26 protein-coding genes and 1 pseudogene are annotated in these 22,725 nt (G+C 63.0%); 17 read left to right on the forward strand and 10 right to left on the reverse strand.

The annotated features are described in order from the left end of the window. Nucleotides 1-200: 200 nt before the first annotated feature. Together GT370_RS15855 and GT370_RS15860 are read left to right on the forward strand one after the other, a co-directional pair. On the forward strand, nucleotides 201-1,256 hold the full coding sequence (locus GT370_RS15855) for a hypothetical protein (RefSeq protein WP_144052789.1): 1,056 nt from the start codon (nucleotides 201-203) through the stop codon (nucleotides 1,254-1,256). Continuing rightward, entirely contained in the window at nucleotides 1,253-1,528 is a 276-nt protein-coding gene (locus tag GT370_RS15860) for a hypothetical protein (RefSeq protein WP_083878754.1), read from the forward strand. Before GT370_RS15855 ends, GT370_RS15860 begins: the two co-directional genes overlap by 4 nt. A gap of 192 nt (nucleotides 1,529-1,720) precedes the next feature. Here the strand turns inward: GT370_RS15860 and GT370_RS15865 are convergent, their stop codons facing one another. Then, entirely contained in the window at nucleotides 1,721-2,800 is a 1,080-nt protein-coding gene (locus GT370_RS15865) for an IS5 family transposase (RefSeq protein ID WP_083878918.1), read from the reverse strand. A 160-nt stretch (nucleotides 2,801-2,960) separates the two neighbouring features. Then, a complete protein-coding gene (locus tag GT370_RS15870; protein ID WP_270183365.1) occupies nucleotides 2,961-3,353 on the reverse strand; it encodes a helix-turn-helix domain-containing protein in 393 nt (130 codons plus the stop codon). 159 nt (nucleotides 3,354-3,512) lie between these two features. On the opposite strand from GT370_RS15870, the gene GT370_RS15875 reads away from it, so the two are divergent. Next, nucleotides 3,513-3,707: a YqaE/Pmp3 family membrane protein gene (locus GT370_RS15875; RefSeq protein ID WP_008494828.1), complete on the forward strand. Its 195-nt coding sequence runs from the start codon at nucleotides 3,513-3,515 to the stop codon at nucleotides 3,705-3,707. A 7-nt stretch (nucleotides 3,708-3,714) separates the two neighbouring features. Here GT370_RS15875 and GT370_RS15880 read toward each other — a convergent pair whose 3' ends face one another. The 6 genes from GT370_RS15880 to GT370_RS15905 all read right to left on the reverse strand — a co-directional run bounded on the left by GT370_RS15880 (nucleotide 3,715) and on the right by GT370_RS15905 (nucleotide 10,240). Next, nucleotides 3,715-4,206, reverse strand: coding sequence for an ATP-binding cassette domain-containing protein (locus tag GT370_RS15880; protein ID WP_270183366.1), 492 nt, complete (start codon nucleotides 4,204-4,206; stop codon nucleotides 3,715-3,717). A 1,135-nt stretch (nucleotides 4,207-5,341) separates the two neighbouring features. Next, complete coding sequence (locus GT370_RS15885; RefSeq protein WP_270183367.1) at nucleotides 5,342-6,505, reverse strand: ABC transporter ATP-binding protein/permease; 1,164 nt, start codon at nucleotides 6,503-6,505, stop codon at nucleotides 5,342-5,344. Next, complete coding sequence (locus GT370_RS15890; RefSeq protein WP_270183368.1) at nucleotides 6,451-7,107, reverse strand: ABC transporter transmembrane domain-containing protein; 657 nt, start codon at nucleotides 7,105-7,107, stop codon at nucleotides 6,451-6,453. The genes GT370_RS15885 and GT370_RS15890 overlap by 55 nt, the downstream gene beginning before the upstream one ends. Before the next feature lie 2 nt (nucleotides 7,108-7,109). After that, nucleotides 7,110-8,153, reverse strand: coding sequence for a cytochrome d ubiquinol oxidase subunit II (locus GT370_RS15895; RefSeq protein ID WP_008494832.1), 1,044 nt, complete (start codon nucleotides 8,151-8,153; stop codon nucleotides 7,110-7,112). 15 nt (nucleotides 8,154-8,168) lie between these two features. Beyond that, a complete protein-coding gene (locus tag GT370_RS15900) occupies nucleotides 8,169-9,611 on the reverse strand; it encodes a cytochrome ubiquinol oxidase subunit I (RefSeq protein WP_008494833.1) in 1,443 nt (480 codons plus the stop codon). Nucleotides 9,612-9,679: 68 nt separating this feature from the next. Further along, nucleotides 9,680-10,240 (reverse strand): GbsR/MarR family transcriptional regulator, encoded by a 561-nt coding sequence (locus GT370_RS15905; protein WP_008494834.1) that lies wholly within the window; start codon nucleotides 10,238-10,240, stop codon nucleotides 9,680-9,682. 178 nt (nucleotides 10,241-10,418) lie between these two features. Here GT370_RS15905 and GT370_RS15910 point away from each other — a divergent pair, with 178 nt between their 5' ends. The 13 genes from GT370_RS15910 to urtE all read left to right on the forward strand — a co-directional run bounded on the left by GT370_RS15910 (nucleotide 10,419) and on the right by urtE (nucleotide 20,061). Next, entirely contained in the window at nucleotides 10,419-11,519 is a 1,101-nt protein-coding gene (locus tag GT370_RS15910) for a purine-cytosine permease family protein (RefSeq protein WP_270183369.1), read from the forward strand. Continuing rightward, nucleotides 11,486-12,025, forward strand: a complete 540-nt coding sequence (locus GT370_RS15915; protein WP_270183370.1) for a hypothetical protein — start codon at nucleotides 11,486-11,488, stop codon at nucleotides 12,023-12,025. Before GT370_RS15910 ends, GT370_RS15915 begins: the two co-directional genes overlap by 34 nt. After that, nucleotides 11,917-12,144: a hypothetical protein gene (locus GT370_RS15920; protein WP_270183371.1), complete on the forward strand. Its 228-nt coding sequence runs from the start codon at nucleotides 11,917-11,919 to the stop codon at nucleotides 12,142-12,144. The genes GT370_RS15915 and GT370_RS15920 overlap by 109 nt, the downstream gene beginning before the upstream one ends. Then, nucleotides 12,141-13,376 (forward strand): ATP-binding response regulator, encoded by a 1,236-nt coding sequence (locus tag GT370_RS15925; protein WP_270183372.1) that lies wholly within the window; start codon nucleotides 12,141-12,143, stop codon nucleotides 13,374-13,376. The genes GT370_RS15920 and GT370_RS15925 overlap by 4 nt, the downstream gene beginning before the upstream one ends. Then, nucleotides 13,354-13,599 (forward strand): hypothetical protein, encoded by a 246-nt coding sequence (locus GT370_RS15930; RefSeq protein WP_270183373.1) that lies wholly within the window; start codon nucleotides 13,354-13,356, stop codon nucleotides 13,597-13,599. Before GT370_RS15925 ends, GT370_RS15930 begins: the two co-directional genes overlap by 23 nt. Nucleotides 13,600-13,708: 109 nt before the next feature. After that, nucleotides 13,709-14,329: a response regulator gene (locus tag GT370_RS15935; RefSeq protein WP_333489964.1), complete on the forward strand. Its 621-nt coding sequence runs from the start codon at nucleotides 13,709-13,711 to the stop codon at nucleotides 14,327-14,329. A gap of 49 nt (nucleotides 14,330-14,378) precedes the next feature. After that, nucleotides 14,379-14,570: a helix-turn-helix domain-containing protein gene (locus GT370_RS20995; RefSeq protein ID WP_333489965.1), complete on the forward strand. Its 192-nt coding sequence runs from the start codon at nucleotides 14,379-14,381 to the stop codon at nucleotides 14,568-14,570. Between the two features lie 143 nt (nucleotides 14,571-14,713). Beyond that, nucleotides 14,714-15,148 carry a hypothetical protein gene (locus tag GT370_RS15940; RefSeq protein WP_144052792.1) on the forward strand — a complete coding sequence of 145 codons (435 nt, stop codon included), beginning with the start codon at nucleotides 14,714-14,716 and terminating at the stop codon, nucleotides 15,146-15,148. A gap of 222 nt (nucleotides 15,149-15,370) precedes the next feature. Beyond that, nucleotides 15,371-16,591, forward strand: a complete 1,221-nt coding sequence (gene urtA / locus GT370_RS15945) for an urea ABC transporter substrate-binding protein (protein ID WP_008494838.1) — start codon at nucleotides 15,371-15,373, stop codon at nucleotides 16,589-16,591. Nucleotides 16,592-16,650: 59 nt separating this feature from the next. Beyond that, nucleotides 16,651-17,559 (forward strand): urea ABC transporter permease subunit UrtB, encoded by a 909-nt coding sequence (gene urtB / locus GT370_RS15950; RefSeq protein ID WP_008494839.1) that lies wholly within the window; start codon nucleotides 16,651-16,653, stop codon nucleotides 17,557-17,559. A gap of 1 nt (nucleotide 17,560) precedes the next feature. After that, nucleotides 17,561-18,673 carry an urea ABC transporter permease subunit UrtC gene (gene urtC, locus GT370_RS15955; protein WP_270183374.1) on the forward strand — a complete coding sequence of 371 codons (1,113 nt, stop codon included), beginning with the start codon at nucleotides 17,561-17,563 and terminating at the stop codon, nucleotides 18,671-18,673. Further along, on the forward strand, nucleotides 18,609-19,361 hold the full coding sequence (gene urtD / locus GT370_RS15960) for an urea ABC transporter ATP-binding protein UrtD (RefSeq protein WP_008494842.1): 753 nt from the start codon (nucleotides 18,609-18,611) through the stop codon (nucleotides 19,359-19,361). Before urtC ends, urtD begins: the two co-directional genes overlap by 65 nt. Further along, the gene (gene urtE / locus GT370_RS15965) at nucleotides 19,348-20,061 is read left to right on the forward strand and encodes an urea ABC transporter ATP-binding subunit UrtE (protein ID WP_039885368.1); all 714 of its coding nucleotides are present in this window, start codon (nucleotides 19,348-19,350) and stop codon (nucleotides 20,059-20,061) included. The genes urtD and urtE overlap by 14 nt, the downstream gene beginning before the upstream one ends. Before the next feature lie 185 nt (nucleotides 20,062-20,246). Here urtE and GT370_RS15970 read toward each other — a convergent pair whose 3' ends face one another. After that, complete coding sequence (locus GT370_RS15970) at nucleotides 20,247-20,918, reverse strand: DeoR/GlpR family DNA-binding transcription regulator (protein WP_270183375.1); 672 nt, start codon at nucleotides 20,916-20,918, stop codon at nucleotides 20,247-20,249. Then, entirely contained in the window at nucleotides 20,915-21,169 is a 255-nt protein-coding gene (locus GT370_RS15975; RefSeq protein ID WP_270183376.1) for a hypothetical protein, read from the reverse strand. The genes GT370_RS15970 and GT370_RS15975 overlap by 4 nt, the downstream gene beginning before the upstream one ends. A 64-nt stretch (nucleotides 21,170-21,233) precedes the next feature. On the opposite strand from GT370_RS15975, the pseudogene glpD reads away from it, so the two are divergent. Next, nucleotides 21,234-22,708 (forward strand): annotated as a pseudogene (glpD, locus tag GT370_RS15980) (glycerol-3-phosphate dehydrogenase). Nucleotides 22,709-22,725: the final 17 nt, after the last annotated feature.

Genomic DNA, 22,725 nt, shown 5'->3' on the forward strand with positions numbered 1-22,725 from the left:
GCCACCATGGGATCAATCCAGAGAGTCGCCATTCGTTGGATGTGTTACGCTGTATTTTACCCGCTCTAAGCTCGCTGGGCTGGTGAATGCGTACAAGTAGCCAAGTTTTGTTTATTTGTCCCCTTTCATTTGCAAAGGCTGGTGGCTAAACATGACGGAAGCGCTACGAGAACCGTCAAGCAGATTTAATGGGGTCAGAAGTGGCTGAAAAGCCGGACAATATCGAACTGAAGTTCAACGGCGAGTCTGTCCGGCGACTGAACGGGGCGCCAGCCGATGCTGTGATAGCGTCTCTCAATGCACTTCAGCGTATGGTATATATTATTGGCATGATGTCAGAGGGACGCATTCTAAGTGAGCGCCTGAAGCCCACCGCGAAAGTAAGGCAAGAATATGCGATTGTATGCCATGCTCCCGAAAAGGGGAGCCACGTTCAACCGTTCAATGTAGCTTCACAAAATGGTGCCTTTACTCCTGCCACCGTAGCTGCACGAAAAAAATTGCTTGAAGCTTTGAAGGCATTCGATAGCGGCAATGAAGAGGTGGTAAAGCAAGTTCTCCCAAATGCACGCGAACGTTGGTTCATGGCAAAAGCTGCGCTTGGCCTTCTGCCATCGGAGGACAGCGATTTAGAAATAACAGTCCGAGCGGGATCACGCGGACCATTCAATTTTAAAGCGGAACGAGCGCGCACAGTGCTTGCCAAATATAAAACAGGCAGCCCACCTGAAATCGACGAAGAGGTTGTAGCTGGAAAATTACAGGCGATTGACTTCAGTCGTACGATTCTAGCGATCAAACCTAGCAATCAGGCCACAATTCGAATCGACTATCCCTTGTCTACTGAAGAATGGCTTAAGCAAAATGTTCGCAAAAGGTTAAAAATTACGGGCCGGCCTAAGATTAACCAGAAAGGCGATATAGCTTCTTTTAAAGAAGTCTATTCCGTTACTGAGTTGGAACCGACACTAGAAGCAATTTCAAGCTTCCAGTCCGGCTCACAAACAATTCAGGCAAATCGTACACTGTCAATTCCTGTAACTCTAAACTGGAAGGATAAAATATTTTCCTTTCAGGATAGTTTACTTGGCATAGATGCCTTTGCGCTCACTTATGACAAGCTGCGCGAGAGCGTTCTTGAAGAGCTTGACATATTGTGGCGTCATTATGCGCTCGCACCTGATGATGAGCTGGATGCTGAAGCCCAATCCGTCAAAGTAGCGTTATTATCGCGTTTCAAGGTAATCAGTGCATGACTAGAGAGCGAGATGTTATCGACGCCGCGTTACAGCGTAAGGGATTTAAAAAAGAAAATGGCGACCATTCCTATTATATCTACTGGAATCTTGGGGGTAAAAAAACAATAAAAAAGACCAAGATGAGCCATGGTTCGGCACATAAGACCATTGGTGATCCGCTACTCGGGCAAATGGCTAAACAAGTGGGCTTAACAAAGAAAGCCTTTTTAGAACTGGTGGACTGCACATTAGATCAGGCTGGATACGAAGCCGCTGCATTTCAGAAATAAAATTCAAATAACTCGGTGTAACTAACCTAACGCTGTGCTTCTAAGGCTCTCGCACTTTAGCAGTTTGCTGAAAAACCCCGAAACTTGGTTTTATTTTTTCTGATTTAGCTTTGGGGCCTGGATTTTGGTTCAAGTGATTGAAGTTTCTTGCCGGTTTCTGGACTTTTTTCGTCCAGCGGACAGACTCGTCCCTTATATTGCCACCATTTTTGGAATGCGTACCAGATTATAGGCGATCAGGTTGAGCATGAAGGTGCCGGCGACCCGCGCAACGCCGCGCAGCTTGGTCTTGCGCATCGTGCCGTGCTGCTTGCCCCAGCCGAATATGCACTCGATCATCGCCCGGCGGGTCTGCGACATCGCATAACCGGGATGGCGCGTGGTGCGTCCGTCAATCGCGCTGCGGCGGTGCCTGCCGGTTTTGGTCTCACCGTTGTTTTGTGTGACATGCGGTGTCACGCCGGCGTCGCGCAGATTGGCGACATGATCGGCGGTATCGTAAGCCTTGTCTTCGCCTACGGTGATCCGCCCGGCGGCCGACTTGGCTTTGGCTTTCAACATCGCTTCCGAGGCTTCACGCTCAGCCGTGCCTGTGGCCTGGGTCACTCGGCCACCCACCGCCAAGCCGTGCCGGTTGTCCATCAGCGCGTGCCCCATATACGAAAGCTTTGCCTCCCGCCCAGCGGCCTTGCGGTACAGCCGGCTTTCCGGGTCGGTGGTGCTGGCATGGGTATCGTTCTTACGCTTCTGACCGTGGAAATCCGAACCATCATCGTCGCTGCCATCCTTCGGCCGGAAGCTCTTCTGCGACGCCCACGCCTCGATCAGCGTGCCGTCCACCGAGAAATGCTCATCCGATAGTAGCGGCGTCACCCGCGGGTGGTTCAGCAGCCGGCTCATGAATTTCTGGAATATATCGCCGTTCTGCAGGCGCTCGCGGTTCTTGCTAAACGTGGTCGGGTTCCAGACCGGATCATCCGGGGATAAGCCCACAAACCAGCGGTACAGGAGATTATAATCCAGTTGCTCCATCAACTGCCGTTCCGAGCGAATCCCGTACAGCACCTGGATCAGCAGCGCGCTCAGCAATTGTTCAGGCGGCACCGAGGGCCGGCCTTCCCTGGAATACAGCCAGGCAAAGCTGCGGCTCATCTCATGCAGAACATCCCGCACCAAAGCACGGATCGCTCGCAACGGATGGGTCGCCGGAACCCGTGTTTCTGGTGAAACATACGAAAACATCCCGCCCTGATCTCGAAAAGAACCCCGCACCCCACGCCTCACAAAACCTGCCAGCCAAAGTGAATCACATCATAATCCCGGCCGCCAGGAGTTTTTCAGCAAACTGTTAGACCAAAAAAACTCGCCTGACGGTGTGCGATGTTCAAGCCGAATGCTGCCAGCAGGACTATGGGGCTGCATTGCCCGCTTTTCAGCGGCTTTGATTTAGAAGCGGACGGACGGCTTTCCGGCCCATACCGGACATGGCCGGCGCACCGCTCACTGTCTTGGACGGGTCGACACCAGCCCCCTCACGCCCCCTCCAGCGCCCTGATCGCAATCGCCACCGCCGAAGTCCGCGTCTCCACCCCAGCTTCGGATATATCTGCTCCAGATGCTTGTTCACCGTCCGGTCGCTGACATTGAGACTCTGCGCGATGTCGCGGTTGGATTTGCCGCGCGCCAGCCAGGGCAGCACTTCCGTCTCCCGCCGGGTCAGCCTCACCCGCGCCTGCAGCCGGTCCAGGTCATGGTCGATATCCTGCTCGACGATGCGCAGCAGAAACTCCTCCTCCGCCATCTGGCCGATCAGCGCGAATTCCACCCGCCGCGCCGGCAAGGTCGGGGCTGGCGTCCCCTGTTTTCAATATTTCAACGATCCGTAAGCCTCCGCGGTATGAGGCGCTTGACCCTGCGATGTTCGGCAAATTACGTATGCAGCCAGGGTGCGGGGACGGGTTCGCCCCTGGAAATGGAGGCTTTCATGCGTCTTTTGCTTGCCTTGCTGGTTCCCTGGCTGCTGTTCTTCACCATCGGCCGGCCCTTCGCCGGGATCATCTGCCTGGTCCTGCAACTCACCGTCATCGGCTGGGTGCCGGCGGCGATCTGGGCGGTCTATGCGCTGAGCCAGTATGATACCGACCGCAAGCTCGCCCGCGCCTTCGGGCGGGACGGCTGAAACGCGGCTATAACGCCAGGCGTTGAGTCGCCAGGCGCAGCGCCTGGGGGCGGTGGCTGATCAGCAGGCAGGTCCGGCCTTTGATCAGCCTGGCCATCGCGCCCAGCACGGCGGCTTCGCTTTGCGCATCCAGCCCTTCGGTCGGCTCGTCCAGCAGCAAAATCGGCGCATCCTTCAGGAAGGCCCGCGCCATCGAGAGCCGGCGCGCCTGGCCGCCCGAGAGGCGCTGCCCGGCCTCGCCCACCAGCGTCTCCAGCCCGCGCGGCATCGCCAGCACCTCGTCCAGCAACGCCGCGTCGCGCAGCGCCTCATGCAGCTGCGTTTCGGTCGCGTCAGCGCGTGCGATCAGCAGGTTTTCCCGGATGCTGGTGTTGAACAGATGCGTGCGCTGCGCCACCACCGTACACAGGCGGCGGACGGTCTCGCCATCCAGCCGGCGCAGCTCCTGCCCGCCAATCTCCACCCGCCCGGATTGATAGTCCCAGAAGCGCAGCAGCACATTGAACAGGCTGGTCTTGCCGGCCCCGGATGCGCCGGTGATGCCCAGGCACGCCCCTCGGGCACGCTCAGGCTGAGATCGCGCAGCACCGCCGGCCCGTCGCCATAGCCCATGCGCAGCTGCGACACGCGCAGATCAAACCGCGCCGGCGCCAAGGCGGGCCGTGCGGGTTCGGCCAGGGCGGGGGGCAGGTCGACAATCTCGAAAATCCGCCGCGCCGCCGCCAGCCCTTCGCCCAGCGCCTGATAGGCGGCGGGCAGGGCGGCAACCGCCTCGAACCCGGCCAGCACGAACAGCCCCAGCATCGCGAAATCCGGGCCGGAGAGCGCGGGGCCGGCGGCCAGCAGCACCAGCAGAACCGCCCATAAGGTCAGGTTCGCAACCAGTCCCGCCCCTTCCTTGCCGGCGGCGGCAAGGCGCGCCCCGCGCCGCTGCGCGGCCAGGGCGGTGCTGCCGGCTTCCAGGCACATGCGGGTCTGGCGCGGCAAGGCGCCGTCCAGCAGCAGCTCGTCATAGCCGCGCAGCAGCGCGCTCAGCGCCGCCGCCTGGTCTCCCCGCGCCGCCGCCAAAGCCGTCCCGGGCGCGCGTCCCAGGCGCTGGGTGAGCAAAGGCAGCGCCAGCCCGGCCAGCAGCAGCCCGGCCAGCATCACCGCCGCCGCCGCGAAGCTGAACCGCGCCAGGAAGACCACCAGCAACGGCACGCAGAGCAACGCCGCCAGGCTGGGCACCAGCACCCGCAGATAGAAGGTCTCCAGACTATCGATATCGGCGCGCATCCGGCTCAGCAGATCGCCGTTGCGCTGGCCCTGCAGCCGCGCCGGGGCCAACGGTTCCAGCCTTTCATAGAACCAGACGCGCAAGGCACTCAGCTGCCGGAAGGTGGCGTCATGCGTGACCAGCCGCTCGCCATAGCGCCCGACGCTGCGCAGCACCGCCAGCCCGCGTATGGCGGCGGCGGGGGTGAAATATTCGATCATCGGCCCGCCATGCCCGGCCAGCGCCATGGCGGCGATGAACCAGCCGGAGAGGGCGAGCAGTGCCACATTGGCGAGGATCACCCCGGCAGAGAGTAGAACCCCCGCCAGCGCCCAGCCCCAGCCCGCCCCCAGCAGCGATAAAAGCCGGCGCAAATCCCTCATGCCGCCCCCTCATAGGCCGCCAGCGCGGCGCGATAGGCGCTGCCTTGCGCCAGCAGCGCGGCGGGCGGCCCGTATTCCACCACCCGCCCGTGCTCGATCACCGCAATCCGGTCGGCCGCGCGCACACTCTCCAGCCGATGCGCGATGATCAGCACGGCCTTCTCTTGTCGCAGCGCTGCGATGGCGGCGCGGATGTTGTCCGCACTCTCCTCATCCAGGCTGGCATCCGGCTCGTCCAGCACCAGCAGGTCGGCGTTTTTCAGGATCGCCCGGGCCAGAGCGATGCGGCGCAGCTGCCCGCCGGAGAGCCCCTGGCCGGCCTCATCCAGCCGCGTCTCGTAGCGCTGCGAAAACATCTCGATGAACCCGTCCGCATGCGCGGCGCGGGCGGCGGCGCGCACCTCCTCGTCGCTGGCCTCAGGGCGGGCGAGGCGGATATTTTCGGCGATGCTGACCGGGAACAAGGTCGGGCGCTGCGGCATCCAGGCCACGCGCGGGCGCCAGGATGCCGGGTCGATTTCGCGCAGATCCTGCCCATCGACCATGATCCGCCCCTGGCTCGGCGCCTCCAGCCCCAGCAGCAGCCGGGCCAAAGTTGTCTTGCCGCCGCCGCTCGGCCCCACCAGCGCCAGCATCTCGCCGCGCGCCAGGCTCAGATTGATCCCCTCCAGCGTGGGATGCGCGGGCTCATAGGCAAAGCCCACCCCCTCCAGTCGGACTTCGCCGAGGAGCGGCGTGGGCAGCGCCATGGTCCCGGTCTGCGCCACCGGGATAGGGGTTTCCAGAAACGCGACAATCTGCTCGGCTGCCGCCACCGCGTCCATTTTGGCGTGATATTGCGTGCCCATATTGCGCAGCGGCCTGTAGAATTCCGGGGCCAGCAGCAGCACGAAAAAGCCGGGCAGGAAGGCCATCTCGCCGTAATAGAGCCGAAACCCGATATAGACCGCGACCATGGCGATGCTGATCGTCGCCAGGAATTCCAGCACCAGGGCTGAAAGAAACGCGACGCGCAGCACCTCCATCACCGCATGCCGGTACTCCTCCGCCATTCGCCCGACGATGCGCGCCTGCACCCGGCTGACATTGAAGAGCTTCAGCGTCGTCAGCCCTCGATCACATCGAACAGATGCGCCGAGAGCTGCGCCAGCTTGCGCCATTGTTTCTGGTTCAGCGAAGCCGTGCCCTTGCCGATGACGATCATGAAGATCGGGATCAACGGCGCGCTGAGCAGCATGATCAGGAAGGAGACCCAGTCCGTCGGCAGCACCACGGCGAGGATGGCTATGGGCAGGAAGGCGGCCAGGGCGGTTTGCGGCAGATAGGCGGCGTAATAGGGGTCGAGCTTGTCCAGCCCGGTGGAAAATAAGACCGCCAGCTCGCCGCTGCGCTGGCCCGCGATGAAGCGCGGCCCCAAAGCCGCCAGCTTTTCGTGCAAACTGGCGCGCAGGCTGGTTTTGGCCTGAGCCGCCGCCTCGAAGGCCAGAGCGTCCGTACCGAACCCGGCCAGGGCGCGGAGCAGAAACACCCCGAGCAGCCCGCCCAGCAGCGGCCAGAGCCCGGCCAGATGTTCCACATGGAACATCACCGCATCGACAATGCGGGCCAGCAGCCAGCATTGCCCCACCAGCAGCAGCCCGCCCAGCGCCCCCAGCCCCACCGCGCCCGCCAGGGGCCGGCGGAGATTTTTCGCCCGCGCCCGCAGCCAGCCATTCAGGGCCTTGGCCTGGTCGCGGGGCAGCGGGGCGCTGTGCGTCGCCATGCTCAGTGATAGGCCGCCAGGGCCGAGATGCGGGCGCGGAACACCCAGATCTGATAGGCGTTATAGGCCAGCATCACCGGAATGAAGCCGCCCATCGCCAAAGTGAAGGTGAACAGCGAGACCGCCGGGCTGGCGCCGTCATAGATCGTCCAGGTATTGGGGATCAGCCAGGGATAGATCGTCGCCATCATCGCCAGCGCCATCACCGCGATGCCGATATTCAGCCAGAGAATGGCGGCGATGTCGCGGTCCTGCCTCGCCGCAAGGCGCATCCGCCAGGCGGCGAAGACCACCACCAGCAGCACGACGATCCACATCCACATATGCGGCCCCAGCCATTTGCCGCGCGCCCAGGGGAAGAGGATGGCGCTTAAGCCCACGGTGATGGCGACCACCGCCAACGCCAGCCAGAAGGCGCTGCTGGTCCAGCGCGCGGCCTGCTGGCGGATCGGCTCGTCCTTCTCAAACCGGGCGCGCACGAACAGCACGCCGGAGAGGGTGGTGGCGATGACGGCTGCCACACCGGTCCAGATGCTGAACGGGGTGAAGCAGCGCAGCGCCCCGCCGATATAGGCGCCGGGCGCGTTCGGGTCATGGGTGATCGGGAAGCCGTTCAGCACCGCGCCGACCGCCAGCCCGCCGAAGAAGGCGACGATGAGGCTGGAAACGCCGAAGGCATAATCCGAGAAACGCTGCCAGCGCGCGGCGGCCAGATGCCGGAATTCCAGCGCCACCGCGCGGGTGATCATGCCCCAGAGGGCGATCATCAGCGGGATCATCAGATAGGAAAAAGCCGAGCCATAGACCAGCGGGAAGGTGCCGAACAAAACCCCGCCGGCGACCACCAGCCAGGTTTCGTTGGCATCCCAGGTGCCGGCCATGGCGGACATGATGGCGCCGCGCTCATGCTCGGCGCGGACGAAGAGGGAGAAAATCCCCGCCCCCAGATCCGCGCCATCCAGCACGACATAGAGCAGCACGGCGACATCGAGGGCGATCCACCAGGCGAAGGTGACGAGGTCCTGAACTTGGGTGAACTCATTCATGATCGGATCTCCGCCTCAGACCGGGCGCACATAAGACGGCGCGGCATGCTTATCGTGCGGGGCGGGCTCCAGCGCGCCCAGATGCTGGTGGCCATCCTCGGCGACCGGGCTGGTGAGATCCGGCCCGGTGCGGATGATCTTCGCCAGGAAGTACCAGACGCTGCCCCACACCGCGAGCTCGAAGCCGAGATAGCCAACCATCCAGACGATCTCCTGGCCGATGCCCATCAGGCTCACCCCGTCCGCGGTGCGCATCATCCCGTACACCACCCAGGGCTGGCGGCAGATTTCGCGCACCCACCAGCCGCACCAGATGGAGATGTAAGGCAGGAAACCGGCGGCGATGACGGCGCGCAGGAACCAGCGCTGCCGCGCGATTTGGGCCGCGCCCAGCCTGCCCCGCAGCGCCAGATAGAGGCCCCAGAAGGCCAGCAGCACCAGCGCCGCACCTGCGCCGGCCATGACGCGGAAGGCGTAGAAGGGGATCAGCACCGGCGGGCGCTGGTCGGCCGGGAATTCATCCAGCCCCTGCACCTTGCCGTTCCAGCTATGATCCTCCAGCAGGCTCAGCACGTGCGGGATGGTGATCGCCCAGGCATTGCCGTCGCCGCGCGCATTCGGCCAGGCGATGACCTGCCAGCCGGTATTCACCGAGCCGTCCGGATTATAGGTGTGGTAATGGCCTTCCATCGCGGCGAGGGCCGCCGGCTGGTCGTCCGCCACCACCCGGCCCAGACCATCGCCGAGATAGACCTGCAAGGGCGCGACGACGACCAGCGCCAGGATGGAGGCTTTCAGCGTCTTCTGGAACAGCGCCACATGGCGGAATTTCAGGCAGTACCAGGCGGAAATCGCCGCGACGAAGCCCAGCGCCAGCTCCACCGCCGCCAGCCACATATGCGGAAAGCCCAGCCATACATCCGGGTTGAGCAGCGCCTTGCCCCAATCCGTCACCTGGAACAGCCCGTTTTTCAGCTCGACGCCGGCCGGGGTCTGCATCCAGCTATTCGCATCCAGGATCCACATCGCCGAGAGGGTGGAGGAGAGGGCGACATTGAAGGTGGCGAAGAGATGCATCCTGCGGGAGATCTTGCCCCAGCCGAAGATCATCAGCCCGATGAAGCCGGCCTCATACATGAAGGCGGTGATCGTTTCATAGCCCAGCACCTGGCCGAAGAACGGCCCGGCGGCGGCGGAGAAGCGGCCATAGAGAATGCCGAAGGCCATCTCCATGGTGATGCCGGTGGCGACACCGGCGGCGAAATTCACGATGAACAGCTTCTCGAAGAAGCGCACCAGCCGGTACCAGCTTTCATTCTGGCTGCGCACCCAATGCCATTCCGCCAGGAACAGCAGCGCCGCCAGCCCGATGGTCAAAGGCGGATACAGGATATGCATGGTGGTGATCCACGCGAAATCCAGCCGCGACAGAAGGACGGATAGAGGGCTATCCTGCATCGCACACACTCCAGTGTTATTTCTTACCCGGGCGGTTCTGGCCCTGGGATCGTTAACGCAAACTCAAATCAGTCCGGCTGCGCGTCGGTTTCGGCGGGCTGGCGGCGCAGGCCGCGGCCCAGCCCCGGCAGCTTGTTTTTCAGCTCCAGCAGCCCGACCACCTTGCTGCCCAGGCGCAAAAGCTGCACCAGCTCCTTGGTGTTGAGCCGCTGCACCTCGTCCGCCCATTGCACCAGCAGCTCGATCAGATCGTGCATCTGCTGCAAACGCTGCTGGGCGTATTCATCGGCCTCGCTGCCCGGCTGGGTGACGATGAGGCCGCGCAGCACGCTCAGCGTCGGGTCGATCTCGCGCTTGCGCCTTTGCTCGGCCAAGGTGCGGACGATCTGCCAGATATCGTCCGGGGTGGAGAAATAATCCCGCCGGTCCCCGGGCAGATGCTGCAGCCGCACCAGCTCCCAGCTTTGCAGCTCCTTCAGGCTCATCGAGACATTGGAGCGCGAGACGCCCAGCGCCGCGACGATCTCATCCGCCGAGAGCGGCGCCTGCGAGGCGTAGAGCAGGGCATAGACCTGACCGACGGTGCGGTTGATCCCCCAGCGGCTGCCCATCTCGCCGAAATGCAGCACAAAATTTTCAACTAAAGGTGAAAGCGGCACTCTTCCGAACTTTCAGTAATTTTTGAAATTACTGGAACTTCAGGTGCCCCTCTGTCAAGCCGTTCCAGCCTGGCGCGTCCCGGCGGGGGCGCATCCCAGTCATGCCTTTCCGCTTGACCGGCCCGCGCATCGCGCCGGATAGAAAGCCATGCAGGTTCCCCAACGCGTCATCCGCCAGCGCCGCCAATATAATCAATGGGTCGGCAACCAGACGCTGGAGGATTTCGCGCTGCGCTTCACCGCGACCCGGGCGCGGCGCGGCGCCTTTCAGGTGGCGAACACGGCGCTCGGCGCGGTCTCCTTCCTGGCCTGTGAGGCGATTGGCGGCTCCATCACCCTCACCTTCGGCTTCACCAACGCGATGGCGGCGATTGTCGCGGCGGGGCTGATCATGTTCCTGGTCGGGCTGCCGATCTGCGCGGCGGCGACGAAGCACGGCATCGATGTCGATCTGCTCACCCGCGGGGCGGGGTTTGGCTATATCGGCTCGACCATCACCTCGCTGATCTACGCCACCTTCACCTTCATATTATTCGCCATCGAGGCCAGCATCATGTCGGCGGCGATGGTGATGGTGCTGCATCTGCCGCTCTGGCTGGCGAACTGCATCAGCGCCCTGGCGGTGGTGCCGATTGCGGCGCTTGGCATCCGCGTCATCAGCCGCATGCAGCTGTTCAGCCAGCCGCTCTGGCTGGTGCTGCAATTCGGGCCGCTGCTCTATCTCGCCGCGCGGGGCCTGCCGGATATCGCGGCCTGGACGCAGTTTCCCGGCATCACCGGCAGTAACGGGCTGGCACTGCTGCCCTTCGGCATGGCCACCTCCATTCTGCTCTCGCTGCTGCCGCAGATCGGCGAGCAGGTGGATTATCTGCGCTTTCTGCCGGCCAAGCGCGGGGCAGGGGGCTGGGCGGCGCTGCTGCTCACCGGGCCGGGCTGGGTGCTCACCGGCTGCGCCAAGATCGCGGCGGGGTCGTTCCTGGCCTATCTCGCCATCGAGCGCGGGGTGGATTGGGAGCATGCGGCGCAGCCCGCCACCATGTTCCGCTTCGCCTTTCTGGAAGTGTTCCATAACCCGGCGCTGGCGGCGGGGCTGACGCTGGTTTTCGTCGTCACCTGCCAGATGAAGATCAACACCACCAACGCCTATGCCGGCTCCATCGCCTGGTCCAATTTCTTCTCCCGGCTCACCCATTCGCATCCGGCCGGGTGGTGTGGGTGGTGTTCAACGTGGCGCTGGCGCTGCTGCTGATGCAGCTGGGCATCTACCGGGTGATTCAGAATATCCTCGGGCTGTACGCGAATTTCGCGGTGGGCTGGATGGGGGCTCTGGCGGCGGATCTGGTGATCAATAAGCGGCTGGGGCTGTCACCGCCGGGGATCGAGTTCAAGCGGGCTTATCTGTACGACATCAACCCGGTCGGCGTCGGGGCGATGGGGCTTTCGGTGCTGGTTTCCACACTGATGAGCTTTGGCGTGTTCGGGCCGGTGGCGCGGGCGGTCGCACCCTTTGGCGGGTTGATCGTCGCCTTTGTCGCGGCGCCGGCGATCGCCTGGGCGACCAAGGGGCGGTTCTATCTGGCGCGGCCGCCGGAGGACGTGGCCGCGCAAAGCTGCATCGTCTGCGAGGGGGGTTTGACGGGCCGGACATGGCCGGCTGCCCGGCCTATGGCGGGCCGATCTGCTCGCTCTGCTGTACGCTGGAGGCGCGTTGCCATGATCTCTGCAAGCCGCAGGGAAGGCTGGCGCAGAGCCTAGAGCGCAGCCTGCCGGCAAAGCTGCGCGACTGGCTGGCGAAGCGGCTGGATGCAAGGATCTTGCCCTTCCTCGGGCTGCTGCTGCTGTTCACCGCCATCATCGCGGCGCTGCTGGGGTGATCGGCTATGAGTTCGGGGTGCTGGAGCCCAATGCCAGTGCCGCCGTGCGCCAGACGCTGCTGGTGGCGTTCTACGCGCTGTTCATTCTCGCCGCCCTGGCCGCCTGGCTGCTGGTGCTGGCGCGGGCCGGCAGCCGGGCGGCGGAGGCGGAGACCGGGCACCAGACCGCGATGCTGCTGGATGAGATCGCCGCGCATGAGCGCACCGATGCGGCGCTGCAGACCGCCAAGGCGGCGGCGGAATCCGCCAATACCGCGAAGAGCCGTTATATCGTCGGCGTGATTCACGAAATCCGCGCGCCGCTGAACGCGATTTTCGGCTATGCGCAGCTGCTGGAGGCCGGCGGTACGCTGCGGCCGGATGAGGCGATCCGCACCATTCGCCGCTCCGCCGCACATCTCTCCAATCTGGTGGATGGGTTGCTGGATATTTCGCAGATCGAGAGCGGGGCGCTGCATCTGCACCGGGATCTGGTGGATTTCCCGGATTTTCTGGATCAGCTGGTGGATATGTTCCGGCTGCAGGCGCAGGCGAAAGGCATCGTGTTCAAGGATGAGCGTGCGCGCATGCTGCCCCGGCATGTGCATACGGATGAAAAGCGGCTGCGGCAGATTTTGATCAATCTGCTCTCCAACGCGATCAAATACACGCCCAAGGGCGAGGTGCGGCTCAATGTGCAGCGGCGCGGGCTGGTGACGGAATTCACCATCGCCGATACCGGCAATGGCATCCGGCCGGAGGATCTGGCGAAGATTTTCGAACCGTTCGAGCGCGGCCATCTGCCCGCCTCCAATGCGCTGCCGGGGACGGGTCTCGGGCTGACCATCTCCAAGCTGCTGACGGAGATATTGGGCGGGGAGATTGCGGTGGAGAGCACGCCGGGCCAGGGCAGCGCCTTCAAGGTGCGGCTGCTGCTCTCCGAGGCGCAAGGGGCGGAGGCGGTGGCGCCGCCGCGGCGGATGACCGCCTATGCCGGGCCGCGCCGGAAGATCCTGATCGCCGATGACGATGCGGACCATGTGCGGCTGGTGAGTGACGTGCTGCTGCCGCTGGGCTTCGTCGTGCTCTCGGTGGCGGATGGGCCCGCCTGTTTGGCGCTGGCGCAGGATGCCGCACCCGATCTGATCATTCTCGATATTTCCATGCCCTTCATGTCAGGGCTGGAGGTGGCGGGGCGTTGCGGGCGCGGGGGAGAGGGCGCGGATCTTGATGGTCTCGGGCAATCTGCATGATGCGACCCGCCCTGGTGAGGCGGATTATGATGCGTTTCTGGCCAAGCCGATCGATATCCGGGCGCTGCTGGAGAAGATCGGCACGCTGCTGGGGCTGGACTGGGTGTATGAGGCGCCCGCCCCCGCGCCGCAGGCCGCGTTGGCGCGCCCGGATGAGGATGTGGTGGAGGAGCTGCGCCAGCTCGCCCGCATCGGCTATGCGCGGGGCTGGAGGCAAGGTTGAAGACGCTGGCGGCGCAGGATGCGGCGCTGGCGCCGTTCTGCGCCGAGCTGCTCGGCTGGCTGCGCGGCTTCGAGCTGAAACGCATCCTGGCCTATCTGGATGAGACGCCATGAGCGCCCGCCGTGATCTGGTGCTGGTGGTGGATGACACGCCGGAGACGCTGGGGCTGCTGACCGAGGCGCTGGAAACGGCCGGGCTGACCGCGTTGGTGGCGACCAGCGGCGAGGCGGCGCTGGAGACGCTGCTGCATGTGACGCCGGACCTCATTCTGCTGGATGCGATGATGCCGGGGCTGGACGGGTTCGAGACCTGCAAGGCGCTGAAGGCGCTGCCGGCGTTGAGCCCGATCCCGGTGATCTTCATGACCGGGCTTTCGGATACCGCGCATGTGGTGCGCGGGCTGGAGGCGGCGGGGTGGATTATGTCACCAAGCCGATTGTCATCGATGAGATGCTGGCGCGGATCAGGGTGCATCTGGGCAATGCCAGGGCGGCCTTGCGGACCAGGGCGGCTTTGGATGCGGCGGGCGGGTTTCTGCTGGCGGCGGATGAGGCGGGGGCGCTGCTCTGGTGCACGCCGCAGGCCGAGCAGCGTTTGGCTGACGCGCTGCCGGATTTCACCGCCGCCGGCTTTCGTCTGCCGGCCGGGCTGGAGATGCAGGCGGGCACGCGCACGCTGCATTTTGCCCTGGTGGGGCGCACCGGTCCGGCGGAGTTGCTCTATCGCCTGACCGAGAGCGGGGCGGGCAGGAGGAGGCGTTTCTGCAAAGCCAGTTCGGCTTGAGCGCGCGCGAGGCGGAGGTGCTGCTGTGGGTGGCCCGGGGTAAGCCGAACAAGGATGTTTCGGATATTCTCGGCATTTCGCCGCGCACGGTGAACAAGCATCTGGAGCAGGTTTTCACCAAGCTGGGGGTGGAGAACCGCGCCTCGGCGGCGGCCCTGGCGGTGGGAGCGCTTGCGCGGCGGGGGTAAAAACCCTTTGAAAAATCTATAAAAATTTTGGCGATTATATACTTGATGCCACAATCCCCAAGATATAGGGTTTTCTAGCATTCAGAGGGGTGCCGTCATGTCGAAACTTTCCACATCGCAACAGAAAAAGGATGCGCACAGTGGTGGGTGAGATTTTTGCTGGCATAAGCGCCTTCAGGGCGATGTATGATTCCGCGAAGGCCCTAAAGGACATGAATGATGGGGCCGTTCGGAACGGAGCTGTCGTAGAATTGCTCGAAAAAATACTTACCGCACAACAGGCGCAAGGGGCGTTATTGGAGCAAGTAGCGAATCTTGAAAAAGAAATAGCAGCTTTTGAAACATGGAACGCTGACAAGCAGCGCTATAAGATGAGCACGACAAAAGGTGGTTCTATCGTCTATAGATTGAAGCCAGACGTGGAGCCTCCCGAACCTCCGCATGATATATGTGCCACCTGCTATGAGCACCGTAAGCGCTCGATACTTCAAGCGGCCCCATACTCCACTCCGCATATGCAGCTTGGAAAGCCACGTATGCTTGTGTGCCACGAATGCAAATCTGAAATTATTGCCTGACATCAACATGTTGTCCACTGTGGCTTCAAGTATATAATCGCCAAAGTTTTTGAAGCTATGCGGATTTTTTTCAAAAAGTCCGCGCGAACATTTGGGTCAGTGCCCCAGCGCCCCCACCCCGCCCCGCCCACTACGTCAAATGGCCCATGGCGTGCGGCGGCGCAGCAAACCCATACTCTCCATCACGAACGCGGGCTTGCCGCCAACAAGTGGGAGACTTTGATGACGATGAAGAAACTGGGGAAAAAACTGAGCCTCGCCGCCGCCCTTCTCGCCAGCACGGCTTTGGGCCTTGCCGCCCCCGCCCATGCCGACGGCACCGTGAAGGTGGGTGTGTTGCAATCCCTCTCCGGCACCATGGCGATTTCCGAAGTGCCGCTGGAAAATGCCGAGCTGCTGGCGATCGACCAGATCAACGCCAAGGGCGGCGTGCTGGGCAAGAAGATCGTGCCGGTGGTGGAAGATGGCGCCTCCGACCCGGCGATCTTCGCGCAGAAAGCGACCAAGCTGCTGCAGCAGGACAAGGTGGTGACGGTGTTCGGCGGCTGGACCTCCGCCTCGCGCAAGGCGATGCTGCCGGTGTTCCAGCGCCTGCACGGGCTGCTCTGGTATCCGGTGCAGTTCGAGGGCAATGAATGCTCCCCCAACATCATGTATTCCGGCGCGCAGCCGAACCAGCAGGCGCTCCCGGCTTTGGAATGGGCCGAGAAGCAGGGCTACAAGAAGATCTTCCTGGTCGGCTCCGATTATGTGTATCCGCGCACCGCGAATTTGATCCTGAAGAAGCATATCGCGCATGACGGGCTGACCCTCTCGGGCGAGGAATATGTGCCGCTCGGCGGGACGGATTTCTCCTCGATCATCGCGGAAATCCAGAAGGCCAAGCCGGACATCATCATCAACACGCTGAACGGCGATTCCAACGTCTCCTTCTTCAAGCAGATGGCCGCCGCCGGCATGACCCCGGACAAGCTGCCGGTGATGAGCTTCTCCATCGCCGAGCCGGAAGCCAAGGCGATGGGCCCGAGCCTGCTCGCCGGCTCCTATACCAGCTGGAACTATTTCCAGAGCCTGCCGGGCCAGACCAATGCCGATTTCGTCGCCGCCTATAAGGCGAAATATGGCGCCGACTCCGTCGTCGATGACCCGATGGTGCATGGCTATGAGGATGTGATGATCTGGGCCGACGCCGCCAAGAAGGCCGGCAGCTTCGACCCGAAGAAGGTGCGTAACGAGGCGGTGAAGCTCGGCTTCGTCGACAGCCCGCTGGGCCAGGTGAAGTTCGATGCCAACCAGTCCATGGTGCAGACCGGCTATATCGGCGAGCTGCAGCCGGATGGGCAGTTCAAGGTGATCTGGTCCTCGCCGGCGCCGATCAAGCCGGTGCCGTATGACCCGCTGACCTTCCCCGGCAAGAGCTGCGGCCTGCACAGCAACTTCTAAAGCCTGTGACGCGGCCCTGAACAAGGGCCGCGCTTCGTTCTCTCAGTCAGGAGGCCTCCATGCATGAAAGCGCGTTTCTGATCGGCCAGGTGTTCAACGGCATTTCGGTGGCCTCGCTGTTCGTCATGGCGGCCTTGGGCCTGGCTCTTTCCTTTGGCCTGATGCGGGTCATCAATATGGCGCATGGCGAGATGCTGATGCTGGGCGGGTATCTCGCCTATCTCACATTGTTGGTCGTGCCCGGCCCGCTCGGCATTCTCGTCGCCATGCCGGTGGCGTTTCTGGGGGCGGCGTTTCTCGGCGGCATCCTGGAACTCACCGTCATTCACCGCCTCTCGACCCGGCCGCTGGATACGCTGCTGGCGACCTGGGGCGTTTCGCTGATTCTGCAGCAGGCGGCGCGCAATCTGTTCGGCGCCATCGGCGTGCAGGTGGTCGCACCCACCTGGCTCGACCATACGATTTCCTTTTCCACCGGCATCCTCTCCGGGCTGACCCTGCCGGACACGCGGTTGTTCATCCTGCTGGTGGCGGCGCTCATCCTCGGCGGCGTGGCGCTGCTGATCAACAAGACCCGGCTTGGGCTTTATGTGCGCGCCGTCAACCAGGACCGCCCGACCGCCGCCGCCCTGGGCGTGAATGCGCGGCTGGTGGACCTGACCGTGTTCGCGCTGGGCACCGGTGTCGCCGGGCTCGCGGGCGTGATCCTGGCGCTGCTGGGGCCGGTGACGCCGACTGTTGGCCAGAGCTATATCGTGCCGGCCTTCCTGGTCGTCATTCTCGGCGGGCTGGGCTCGCTGGTTGGCACCACCATCGCCTCGCTGATGGTCGGGCTGTTTACCGCGCTGATCGAGATCTATGTCGATGTCAGCGTCGCCCAGGTGCTGCTGCTGGTCTTCGTCATCCTGTTCATCCAAATCCGTCCGCAAGGTGTCATCGCCGTGCGCTCTCGTGCGCTGGAGGGCTGATATGAAACCCGCACGTCCCATCACGCTTTTGGTCCTGGTTCTGGGCGCCGCCGCGCCCTGGCTCATCTCCGCCTACGAGCTTTCCTTGCTGGGCCGGTTTCTGGCATTCTCGCTGGTGGCGCTTGGCATCATGATGACCTGGGGCGAAGGGGGAATTCTCTCGCTCGGCCAGGGTGTGTTTTTCGGCCTGGGCGGCTACGCGCTGGCGATGCATCTGAAACTCGAAGGGCTGGACATCGCCAATGGCGATATGCCGGATTTCATGACCTGGAGCGGGGTTTCCGCGCTGCCGAGTTTGTGGCGCTTTTTCGTGAACCCGTGGCTCTCTCTGGTTTACGTGGTGCTGGTACCTGGGGTGTTTGCCGCCTTCTTCGGCTGGCTGGTGTTTCGCCGGCGCATTGGCGGGGTGTATTTCGCGCTGATTACCCAGGCGCTGGCTTTGGCCTTCGCGACGCTGCTGGTCAGCCAGCAGGCGCTTACCGGCGGCTTCAACGGGCTGACCAATTTCTCCACCTTCGCCGGCTATGATATCACCAGCCAGGGCGCGGCGCGGGTGATTTATCTGATCACCTTCATGCTGGTGGCGGCTGCCTATTTCGCCTTGCGCTGGCTGTTGGCGACGCGCTTTGGCACCATGCTGCGCGCCACCCGCGATGGCGAAAACCGCATCCGCTTCCTGGGACATAACCCGCTGCCCTACAAGGTTGTCGCCTTCACCATCGCCGGCAGCCTTTCCGGCATTGGCGGGGCGCTGTTCACGCTGCATGCGGGGGTGATCTCCCCGGCTTTGGTGGGCGTGGTGCCCTCCATCGAGATGGTGGTCTGGGTCGCTGTTGGCGGGCGCGGCGTATTGTGGGGGGCGATTGCCGGCACGCTGCTGGTGAATTTCGCCAAGGATGAGATCAGCTCGGCGCTGCCCTCGCTCTGGCTCTATGCGCTGGGCGCGTTGTTCGTGCTGGTGGTGAGCTTCCTGCCCGGCGGCATTGCCGGGATGTTCAGCAATCCGCGCCTACCCCCCGCCTATTGCGCCGCCGCCAGGAGGTTGTGGAATGAGCCCGCTGCTCGCACTGGAAAACGTCACCGTCGATTTCGATGGGTTCAAGGCGCTTACTGATGTTTCGCTGACGCTGGAGGCGAACGCGCTGCGCATCCTGATCGGCCCGAATGGCGCCGGAAAATCGACTTTGTGCGACACCATCATCGGCCGGGTGCGGCCGACGGCGGGGCGCATCCTGTTCAAGGGCGAGGCGATTACCGCGCTGCCGGAGCAGGAGATCGTCAAGCGCGGCATCTGCCGGAAATTCCAGACGCCGGGGATTCTGCCGAGCCTTTCGGTGATGGAAAATCTGCTGGTCAGTGGCCGCAAGAACCGCGCCTGGTGGCGCGCCTTCACCACTGCCACCCCGGCGCAGGAGATGGCGCGGGCCGAGGAGATTCTGGAGACGATCGGGTTGCAGGACCGGCGCGACGTGCCCGCCGCCAGCCTCGCCCATGGTGAGAAGCAATGGCTGGAGATCGGCATGGTGGTGGCGACGGACGCGGATCTGCTGCTGCTGGATGAGCCCACCGCCGGTATGGGCCCGCAGGATACGCAACGCACCGCCGAGCTGATCCTCTCGCTGATCGGCCGGCATGCGGTGCTGGTGATCGACCATGATATGAGTTTCGTGGAGGCGCTGAACGGTTTTACCACCGTGCTACATCAGGGGCAGATTTTGAAGGAAGGCAGTGTCGCGGAAATCCGCGCGGATGCGGCGGTGGAAGCGGTGTATCTGGGGAGGGCCAAAGATGAAGTTGCTTGAACTGCAGGCCGCCTGCGCGGCTTATGGCCAGAGCCAGGTGCTGTGGAGCATCGATATGGAGGTGGAGCAAGGGGCGGCGGTGGCGCTCATCGGCCGCAATGGCGTGGGCAAGACCACGCTGCTGAATGCCATCGCCGGGGTGCAGAAGCTTACAGGCGGGCATTTGAAGTTTGGCGGGAAGGATCTGACCGCGACACCGGCGCATGGGCGCGCGCGGGCGGGGATCGGCTTCGTGCCGCAGGGGCGGCATGTGTTTCCGCATTTGACCGTGATGGAGAATCTCACCGTCGGGCTGGCGGCGTTGGCGGGGCGCAAGGCGGTGAAAGAGTCAGGTATCGCCAGCCATATTTTCGATCTGTTCCCGAAGCTGACGCAGATTCGCAACCGCAAGGCCGGGCTGCTTTCGGGCGGGGAGCAGCAGCAGCTGGCGATTGGGCGCGCCCTCGCCGGGCAGCCGCGTTTGTTGCTGCTGGATGAGCCGACGGAGGGGATTCAGCCGAATGTGGTGCAGCAGATCGAGGCGGCTTTGCGGCGGATTCGCACCGAGCTGGGGGTGACGATTTTGATTGTCGAGCAATATCTGGATTTCGCGTGGTCGTTTGCCGAGGCGTATCATGTGATGCAGCGCGGGCGGATTATTCGTTCGGGCAGCACGGCGATGGAGTCCGCGAGCGAGATTTCGCATCTGGTGAATATATAAAAGTTTTTTGGCGGAGACGGCCAAGGTTCCGCTGCTGCGCAGCAGCGGTGGAAAGCCGCCGGAGGGGCCGCTTTTTTCAAAAAGCGGCGAACACGTTGACGCCTGTGCAGCTTCGTTGCCACCACCCGAACGTTTGTGGGGACTTTTTGAAAAAAGTCCCCACACCCCCAAAAACTTTTATTAATTTAGCCAGAGATTTCCAGCGCCACCCCGGTTTCCTTCAGCATCGTGGTGATCGCTTCCGGCGGCGGGGCGTCCGTGTACAGCGCCGAAATCTGCGATAAATGCCCGATCCGCACCATCGCCGGGCGGCCGAATTTGGAATGGTCGGCAAGCAGAAATACCCGCCTGGAATTGCGGATGATCGCCTGGGTGCACATCACCTCATCCAGATCGTAATCGAACATGCCGCCCTCCTTGTCGATGCCCGAGACCCCGATAATCCCGATATCGGCGCGGAACTGCTCGAACATTTGCACCGCCAGCTGGCCGGTGATGGCGCCATCCCGGTTGCGCACCTTGCCGCCCGCCATCACAATCGAACAATCCTGATTTTCACTGAGGATTTTCGCAACGTTGATGTTGTTGGTGATCACCCGCAGATTGCGATGCGCCAACAGCGCCCGCGCCGCCTGCTCCGTCGTGGTGCCGATATTGATGAACAAGGACGCGCCCTGAGGCACATCCCGCGCCACCGCGCTGGCGATGCTCTGCTTGCGCGCGAGATTGATCACCTGCCGGCGCTCATACTCCATATTCTCGATGGAGGAGGGCAACCCTGCCCCGCCGCGATAGCGCGACAGCCGGCCCTCCGCGTCCAGCGTGTTCACATCGCGGCGGATGGTCTGCACCGTCACCCGAAATGCTGAGCCAGCGCCTCGATGGTTTGGAATCCCCGCTTCGCTACCAGCTCGACGATCTCGCTTTGCCGGTCTTCATTGCCTTGTTTCTCGGACAGTGCACCACTCCTTGCTGGCCCCATATTAGGCCGGTTTCCCGGCCTCCGCCAGCGCCACCGGGCGGGCGGCATGTTGGCGGCGAACCGTGATTTATGCTGCATGTGCGAAATCGAACTCAATTTTCGATTTAAATTTTCGATTGCGAACATCGAAAATTCGGTTTAAACGCATGTCCGGTGGCTCAGGCCAAGGAAACCCAAGAAAGGTACTGTTTTGGACCAGGCTGGTATCGTGGATCTGTTGATCGTGGGCGGGGCGTGAATGGCGCCGCCATCGCGCGGGACGCGGCCGGGCGCGGGCTCTCCGTGCGGCTGCTGGAGCAGCATGATCTGGCCCAGCACACCTCCTCGGCCAGCACCAAGCTGATCCATGGTGGCTTGCGCTACCTCGAATATTACGAATTCCGCCTGGTGCGCGAGGCGCTGATGGAGCGCGAGCGGCTGCTCAACATCGCCCCGCATATCATCTGGCCGCTGGAATTCGTGCTCCCGCATGAGGCGCATCTGCGCCCGGCTTGGATGATTCGCGCCGGGCTGTTTCTGTATGACCATCTGGCCAAGCGCCGCACGCTGCCCTCCTCCAAGGCGGTTTCGTTTGCGAAGCACCAGGCCGGGCAGGTGCTGAAGGCTGAGTATCGCCGCGGTTTCACCTACGCGGATTGCTGGGTACAGGATTCCCGGCTGGTGGTGCTCAACGCCATGGATGCGGCCGAGCGCGGAGCGGTGATCACCACACGCTGCAAGCTGCTCTCGGCACGGGTTGAGAACGGGGTGTGGCAGGCACAGACCGAGGCCGGGCCGATTGCCGCCCGCGCCATGATCAACGCCGCCGGCCCCTGGGTGGCGGAGGTGCTGAACAGCAAGCTCGGCCGCAACACCGCCGCCAGCGTGCGGCTGATCAAAGGCAGCCATATCGTCACCAAACGGCTTTATGAGGGCGACGAGGCCTTCATTCTGCAGAACCCCGACGGGCGCATCGTCTTCGTCGTCCCCTACGAAAACGAGTTCTCGCTGATCGGCACCACCGATGTGCCGTTCGAGGCGGATGCCAACAAGGTCGAGATTTCGGCTGAGGAAACCAGCTATCTTTGCGAATGCGTCAGCCGCTATTTCCGCAAGCCGATCACGCCGGCGGATGTGGTCTGGTCCTATGCCGGGGTGCGCCCGCTCTTTGACGATAAATCCGAGAATGCCAGCGCGGTGACACGCGATTATGTGCTGGATCTGCAGCACGATGCCAGCACCCCGCCTTTGCTCTCGGTGTTTGGCGGCAAGATCACCACCTCGCGCAAGCTGGCTGAGCACGCGCTGGAGAAATTGCTGCCGGCGATGGGCCGCAAGGTGGGCCCCTCCTGGACTGGCAAGGCGCCGCTGCCAGGCGGCGATTTCGAGGATTTCGACGCCTATCTGGCGCAGTTCCGCCAGCGCTTCCCGGCGCTGCCGGCGGCCCTGGCGCACCGGCTGGTGCGCAATTACGGCAGCCGCGCCGAGCGCTTCGCGGGGGCGGATATGGGTGAGGATTTTGGCGGCGGCATCAGCGCGGCGGAGATCGCCTACCTGGCCACGCAGGAATGGGCGCGAACGGCGGAGGATATTCTCTGGCGCCGCTCGCGTTTGGGGTTGCATGTGCCAGAGGGCACGGCAGCGCGTATCGATGACTATCTGAGCCGGATGCAACGCGCCGGCTGAAGGACTGCGATTTCAAA

The organism is Acidocella sp. MX-AZ03, assembly GCF_027626035.1.
Lineage (GTDB): Bacteria > Pseudomonadota > Alphaproteobacteria > Acetobacterales > Acetobacteraceae > Acidocella > Acidocella facilis.

What these genes read in the sequence shown, in the direction of transcription:
- GT370_RS15860 (WP_083878754.1), top strand. Translation starts at nt 1,253, where the DNA reads ATGACTAGAGAGCGAGATGTTATCGACGCCGCGTTACAGCGTAAGGGA.
- GT370_RS15935 (WP_333489964.1), top strand. Translation starts at nt 13,709, where the DNA reads ATGAGCGCCCGCCGTGATCTGGTGCTGGTGGTGGATGACACGCCGGAG.
- urtC (WP_270183374.1), top strand. Translation starts at nt 17,561, where the DNA reads ATGAAACCCGCACGTCCCATCACGCTTTTGGTCCTGGTTCTGGGCGCC.
- GT370_RS15900 (WP_008494833.1), bottom strand. Translation starts at nt 9,611, where the DNA reads ATGCAGGATAGCCCTCTATCCGTCCTTCTGTCGCGGCTGGATTTCGCG.
- urtB (WP_008494839.1), top strand. Translation starts at nt 16,651, where the DNA reads ATGCATGAAAGCGCGTTTCTGATCGGCCAGGTGTTCAACGGCATTTCG.
- GT370_RS15895 (WP_008494832.1), bottom strand. Translation starts at nt 8,153, where the DNA reads ATGAATGAGTTCACCCAAGTTCAGGACCTCGTCACCTTCGCCTGGTGG.
- GT370_RS15910 (WP_270183369.1), top strand. Translation starts at nt 10,419, where the DNA reads ATGCAGGTTCCCCAACGCGTCATCCGCCAGCGCCGCCAATATAATCAA.
- urtA (WP_008494838.1), top strand. Translation starts at nt 15,371, where the DNA reads ATGACGATGAAGAAACTGGGGAAAAAACTGAGCCTCGCCGCCGCCCTT.
- GT370_RS15975 (WP_270183376.1), bottom strand. Translation starts at nt 21,169, where the DNA reads ATGTTCGCAATCGAAAATTTAAATCGAAAATTGAGTTCGATTTCGCAC.
- urtD (WP_008494842.1), top strand. Translation starts at nt 18,609, where the DNA reads ATGAGCCCGCTGCTCGCACTGGAAAACGTCACCGTCGATTTCGATGGG.
- GT370_RS15885 (WP_270183367.1), bottom strand. Translation starts at nt 6,505, where the DNA reads ATGGCGCAAGCTGGCGCAGCTCTCGGCGCATCTGTTCGATGTGATCGA.
- GT370_RS15875 (WP_008494828.1), top strand. Translation starts at nt 3,513, where the DNA reads ATGCGTCTTTTGCTTGCCTTGCTGGTTCCCTGGCTGCTGTTCTTCACC.
- GT370_RS15920 (WP_270183371.1), top strand. Translation starts at nt 11,917, where the DNA reads ATGGCCGGCTGCCCGGCCTATGGCGGGCCGATCTGCTCGCTCTGCTGT.
- GT370_RS15930 (WP_270183373.1), top strand. Translation starts at nt 13,354, where the DNA reads ATGGTCTCGGGCAATCTGCATGATGCGACCCGCCCTGGTGAGGCGGAT.
- GT370_RS15890 (WP_270183368.1), bottom strand. Translation starts at nt 7,107, where the DNA reads ATGGCGACGCACAGCGCCCCGCTGCCCCGCGACCAGGCCAAGGCCCTG.
- urtE (WP_039885368.1), top strand. Translation starts at nt 19,348, where the DNA reads ATGAAGTTGCTTGAACTGCAGGCCGCCTGCGCGGCTTATGGCCAGAGC.